Source organism: Desulfosporosinus sp. I2, from assembly GCF_000960765.1.
GTDB lineage: Bacteria > Bacillota > Desulfitobacteriia > Desulfitobacteriales > Desulfitobacteriaceae > Desulfosporosinus.
Genome location: NZ_JYNH01000229.1, coordinates 1 through 4,225 on the forward strand (window position 1 = coordinate 1; position 4,225 = coordinate 4,225).

General features: G+C 41.4%; 7 protein-coding genes. 6 read left to right on the forward strand and 1 reads right to left on the reverse strand.

Annotated features, from left to right (window positions below; genetic code table 11):
* Window positions 1-302 precede the first annotated feature (302 nt).
* The 3 genes from UF75_RS29685 (at window position 303) to UF75_RS24890 (ending at window position 1,484) form a co-directional block, all read left to right on the forward strand.
* Window positions 303-485, forward strand: coding sequence for a hypothetical protein (locus UF75_RS29685; protein WP_045577207.1), 183 nt, complete (start codon window positions 303-305; stop codon window positions 483-485).
* A 107-nt stretch (window positions 486-592) separates the two neighbouring features.
* Window positions 593-826, forward strand: a complete 234-nt coding sequence (locus UF75_RS24885; RefSeq protein ID WP_045577208.1) for a hypothetical protein — start codon at window positions 593-595, stop codon at window positions 824-826.
* A gap of 403 nt (window positions 827-1,229) precedes the next feature.
* Window positions 1,230-1,484: a hypothetical protein gene (locus UF75_RS24890; RefSeq protein WP_045577209.1), complete on the forward strand. Its 255-nt coding sequence runs from the start codon at window positions 1,230-1,232 to the stop codon at window positions 1,482-1,484.
* 140 nt (window positions 1,485-1,624) lie between these two features.
* On the opposite strand, the gene UF75_RS24895 is transcribed toward UF75_RS24890, so the two are convergent.
* Entirely contained in the window at window positions 1,625-2,515 is an 891-nt protein-coding gene (locus tag UF75_RS24895) for an NAD(P)/FAD-dependent oxidoreductase (protein ID WP_045577210.1), read from the reverse strand.
* A gap of 125 nt (window positions 2,516-2,640) precedes the next feature.
* On the opposite strand from UF75_RS24895, the gene UF75_RS24900 reads away from it, so the two are divergent.
* From UF75_RS24900 to UF75_RS24910, 3 genes are all read left to right on the forward strand, one after another.
* The gene (locus UF75_RS24900; protein ID WP_242860423.1) at window positions 2,641-3,090 is read left to right on the forward strand and encodes a PadR family transcriptional regulator; all 450 of its coding nucleotides are present in this window, start codon (window positions 2,641-2,643) and stop codon (window positions 3,088-3,090) included.
* A complete protein-coding gene (locus UF75_RS24905) occupies window positions 3,087-3,908 on the forward strand; it encodes an extracellular solute-binding protein (RefSeq protein WP_052693654.1) in 822 nt (273 codons plus the stop codon). The genes UF75_RS24900 and UF75_RS24905 overlap by 4 nt, the downstream gene beginning before the upstream one ends.
* Window positions 3,909-3,986: 78 nt before the next feature.
* Window positions 3,987-4,225, forward strand: a 239-nt coding sequence (locus UF75_RS24910; RefSeq protein ID WP_045577211.1) for a chromate transporter, incomplete at its 3' end; no start/stop codon positions are given.

Consider the following 4,225-nt stretch of genomic DNA (forward strand, 5'->3'; position numbering starts at 1 on the left):
GGTAAAGGTACCGGTAAAGGTACCGGTAAAGGTACCGGTAAAGGTACCGGTAAAGGTACCGGTAAAGGTACCGGTAAAGGTACCGGTAAAGGTACCGGTAAAGGTACCGGTAAAGGTACCGGTAAAGGTACTGCTAGAAGGCGCCGGTAAAGGTACCGGTAAAGGTACTGCTAGAAGGCGCCGGTAAAGGTACCGGTAAAGGTACTGCTAGAAGGCGCCGGTAAAATCGGTAGGTTAGGGTACTGGCACGTATTGGAGAATTTCCACTTTTTGAGCAGGCACATAAATAGCCTGCTCATTATTTGAAAAAGCCAGCGATTAACTTAACTATACCCCCAATATCGGACAGTTTTAAAAAAAGTTCCGACATTGGGGGCATTTCTGTTGATAGAGCTAAAATGAGTAATAGAGCCTATGAAATTACGGCTACTTTAAAAACTCTGCTTCTCATTCAGGGTGAAGACTATAAACTTGTCACACTTTAAAAAACTTGTACATATCATAAAGTAGAAATAATCATCAAGTCCTATCCCAAACTTCTTATCTTATGTCGCCACGCTTGTGGCTAATAAAGAGAAAGGGGATCTATCATATGTTATTTAGATCACGAGGTTTTATTGTAGGTTTATTTAACAATTTTCGAATTGGTACACGTTTGGGAATAGGCACCGATTCAAGTTTTTGGGTTGGCCGTTTTGGCGGAATTCGAGATGGAGTTGCAATATTGACTAATGCTCAACTGTTTGCCAACATTGGAAAACCAGTCGATGGAACCCGCCCGCTTGTCCGAATCCCAATCCATCAAATCACGTTTGTTTCGGAATAATTCGAACTAGGTTCAAGGTTTCATGGATTCTTCTTCAAGGTGCAGAAGGTTGTTTAAACACGAAATGGCATGGGGATTACAATAATCTACCATGCCATTTCGTTAGTCTATTTCTGCTTTGAAGGATCGACTCCCCCTTACGCTCAGTAAGATTGACTCTTCTCAAATCCCAAATATTCGCTAAACGCCCACTCGATCTATGAACAATCACTGGACATGTGAATAAGATATAGTAACAAAGCCATTATTTTCCATGTATCTCGATATAGGAGGCAAATCTCAATAAGCGAAGATCGCCAATGTTGCCCACTTATATTTATCGAAATAGAGTTAGCGATTATTATCGTGTAATTATCCTTAAACTATTTTCTAGTTCTCATCACATGAAGGAGGAGGGGATCCTATGAAAAAGGAATATGTAGCTACCCTATTATTTAAGAATCACAGGGCGGCAGATCGTCTAAATACTATTGAAGAATTATGTGACTCGGATTATCAACAAGAATCGTCAGAATCCCAAAATGATTCAGAGGAAAATAATGTAACATGTAAGTCTGATACAAATTCTAATGAATCTTCCCTGCCACAAAGACTTCTAAGCGTTATACGAAGAACTATAGAGTTACTCTGTCTTGACAGCAAAGAAAAATCTTTCTAATCTTTTAAGTGGTTTTAACAGAAATAGAATCTCGAAAACCCGCTGTTCGCCTATCACATGGGCAACACGCGGGTTTTAGTTGTTACAGAAAGGATATGATTATGGTGGGTCCTGAACGTCCTGTTCGAGTCTAAGTTAGCTTAAGACGCGGGTGATTTTAGACTGTCCAGATATTTTACGGCGTGCAGGGCCGCTGTTCCGCCTTCGCCGGCAGCTTTTATTAATTGAAAGGGTTGACCTGTGCAATCTCCTGCAGCATATAAACCAGTCATACTCGTCTCTAGCTTATGATTGACCTTAATGGCCGCATCGTCCATTTCAAGGCCGGATATCAGCTGCTCTACCGGAAGGGTATCTCTGATGATGAATACACCCTCCACCGACAATTGTTCCTCCCCTAGATCAAGTTGTTTGACGGTTTCAGTTCCTACGATTCCCTTAACCTTACCGTTTTTGACCTCGATTCGTGGATCAAGCCGCAAAACTTGGCTGTAATAGGGTATGAAATAAACTTTAGCACAGATATCCGCCATAAAATTAGCTTCATCTTCTCCTTCCGAATTGTAAGAAATGATAGCAACCTGCTTATTTTTATATAAAGGTCCATCACAGGTTGCACAATATCCCACGCCACGACCCAACAATTCGGCTTCACCTGGAAATAATTTTCCTGCTGAAACACCCGTGGCTAGAATAACAGCATCCGCTTCAAAGGATTGATCTTTACCAACCAGTGTATAAGGAGGCCCTGGGTAGATATTTGTTACTTGAAGGGGAATAATCTTAATTTCCATTTCCTGAAGGTGGTTTAGAAACCGTTGACGCAATTCTTCCCCACCTATTTCCGGAAAACCCAACCAATTATCAACTTGCGGAGCCTTGGAGAGCTTGGGGCTACAAAATTCTGTACCTAGAATTATGAAATCACGTTTTCGGATTTTAGCATTCAACGCCGCGGCCATCCCGGCCGGGCCACAGCCAACAATGGCCAGTTCGTAATGGTGTTTAAGAGTTTGAATATCTTCAGACATTAAGGTCATCCCTCCTCTAGTGATTAATCCTTTTCAAATTAAAGTCTTCCCTGAAAAGCTTGAAATTACTTAACGTACTGAGCATTAGACCGATTGACGGATATAGGTTTCAAGGAGTAAAATAAATGCTAGATAAACCTATATGCACATTGATAATAGCTGAGGTGTACACTATGAGTGATGATCGATCTTATAAATTCGATTCGACGATTTCTATGGAGCGTTCTATCCAGGCGGAACTACTTCTTCTCTTGGGCCAAAGACCTTCCCACGGATATGAATTGATCCAACGTCTCAATGAAGCTGATTTTAAAAGTGGAGAAGCAGATACGGCCACTGTCTATCGCAATCTAAGACGCATGGATAAGGACGAATTAATCCGGTCCCATTGGGAGATCAGTGAATCAGGTCCAGGTCGGAGACTCTATGAATTGACCCCTTTAGGCAAACAAACTCTGGATTTGTGGTCACAATTCTTGTCATTCCAAAAAGCAAAGCTCGAAAATTTCCAACAAGTCTATGACCAGTATGTAGAGTCTCTATCGAAAGAGGAAAACGAGGTGAATAAATCTTGACTAACTCAAATGTTCTTAGACTTATCCACGCTGGTGCCCTACAGCAGGTCATGGAAAGATGTCAGGATCTCTTTACTAAACAGAACCCGGATCTCAAATCCGAGATGAAAGGAGTAGGTTCTCGGGAGGGTGCCAAACGGTTATTATCTGGAGAACACTATGATGTCATTGCTCTCGCCGACCAAGCGCTCTTTGCGGAGCTGTTAGTACCTGACTTAGTCGAAAACTACTTTGTTTTTGCAGCAGATCAGATCGTCATTGCTTATACTGATGTTTCCAAGGGCAGCAAAGAGATCACTCCCAACAATTGGATTAATATGTTACTTGACTCTCAAGTACGATTCTGCCATTCAGATCATCATCTAGATCCTTGCGGTTATCGAGCCCTTATGGTCTGGCAATTGGCCGAAAAGTTCTATGAACGGTCAGGTCTCTTTTTAGAGTTGGAAGGGTCTTGTTCCCCTTTTGAGGTTTACCCGAAATCATTCAATTTGGCAAGTGATTTAATCAAGGGTAAGCTTGATTACGCGTTTCTGTATTCTTCACAAGCGAAACAATTAGAGCTTCCTTATATTACCCTACCTTCAAAAATTAATCTTTCTAATCCCGCATATGCCGATTATTATGACCAAGCAGCGGTATCCGTAGAAAGTAAAATTCCGGGCAACAACATCATCATTCATGGTAAACCTATAGAATTTGCAATTGGTAAATCCCGAAATAGCCAATTATCTGAACTCGCTCAAGCGTTTATTGATCTGTTGACAGGTCCGGACGGAGATTTGATTCTTGAGGAATGTGGTTTAATCCCCTGCTAAGCAATTTAATTGATTTAAGCTTCTCCACATTTATAATGTCTGGAAACTCTAAACTGGTATAACTTAGGGGGTTAAATTATGGGACTCAAAACAAAAATCGAAGCTATGCAGCCGATTGAACCACCTAGGAAAGTGAGCCTCTTCGAAATTGCCAAAACGGTTTTTCATATTGGGTTAGTGTCGTTCAGTTTGGCCGCTTTAGGAGAAGCTAAAAAATCTTTGGTCGATAAGAAACACTGGATGACAGATGAAGAATATCTGAACGGAGTCGCTCTATCTCAACTTTTACCCGGAGCACCCGCCGTAAATCTGAACAC

Excerpts from the sequence above, each read along its gene's own strand:
- UF75_RS24895 (WP_045577210.1), bottom strand. The coding sequence starts at position 2,515 with ATGTCTGAAGATATTCAAACTCTTAAACACCATTACGAACTGGCCATT.
- UF75_RS24900 (WP_242860423.1), top strand. The coding sequence starts at position 2,641 with ATGCTAGATAAACCTATATGCACATTGATAATAGCTGAGGTGTACACT.
- UF75_RS24890 (WP_045577209.1), top strand. The coding sequence starts at position 1,230 with ATGAAAAAGGAATATGTAGCTACCCTATTATTTAAGAATCACAGGGCG.
- UF75_RS24885 (WP_045577208.1), top strand. The coding sequence starts at position 593 with ATGTTATTTAGATCACGAGGTTTTATTGTAGGTTTATTTAACAATTTT.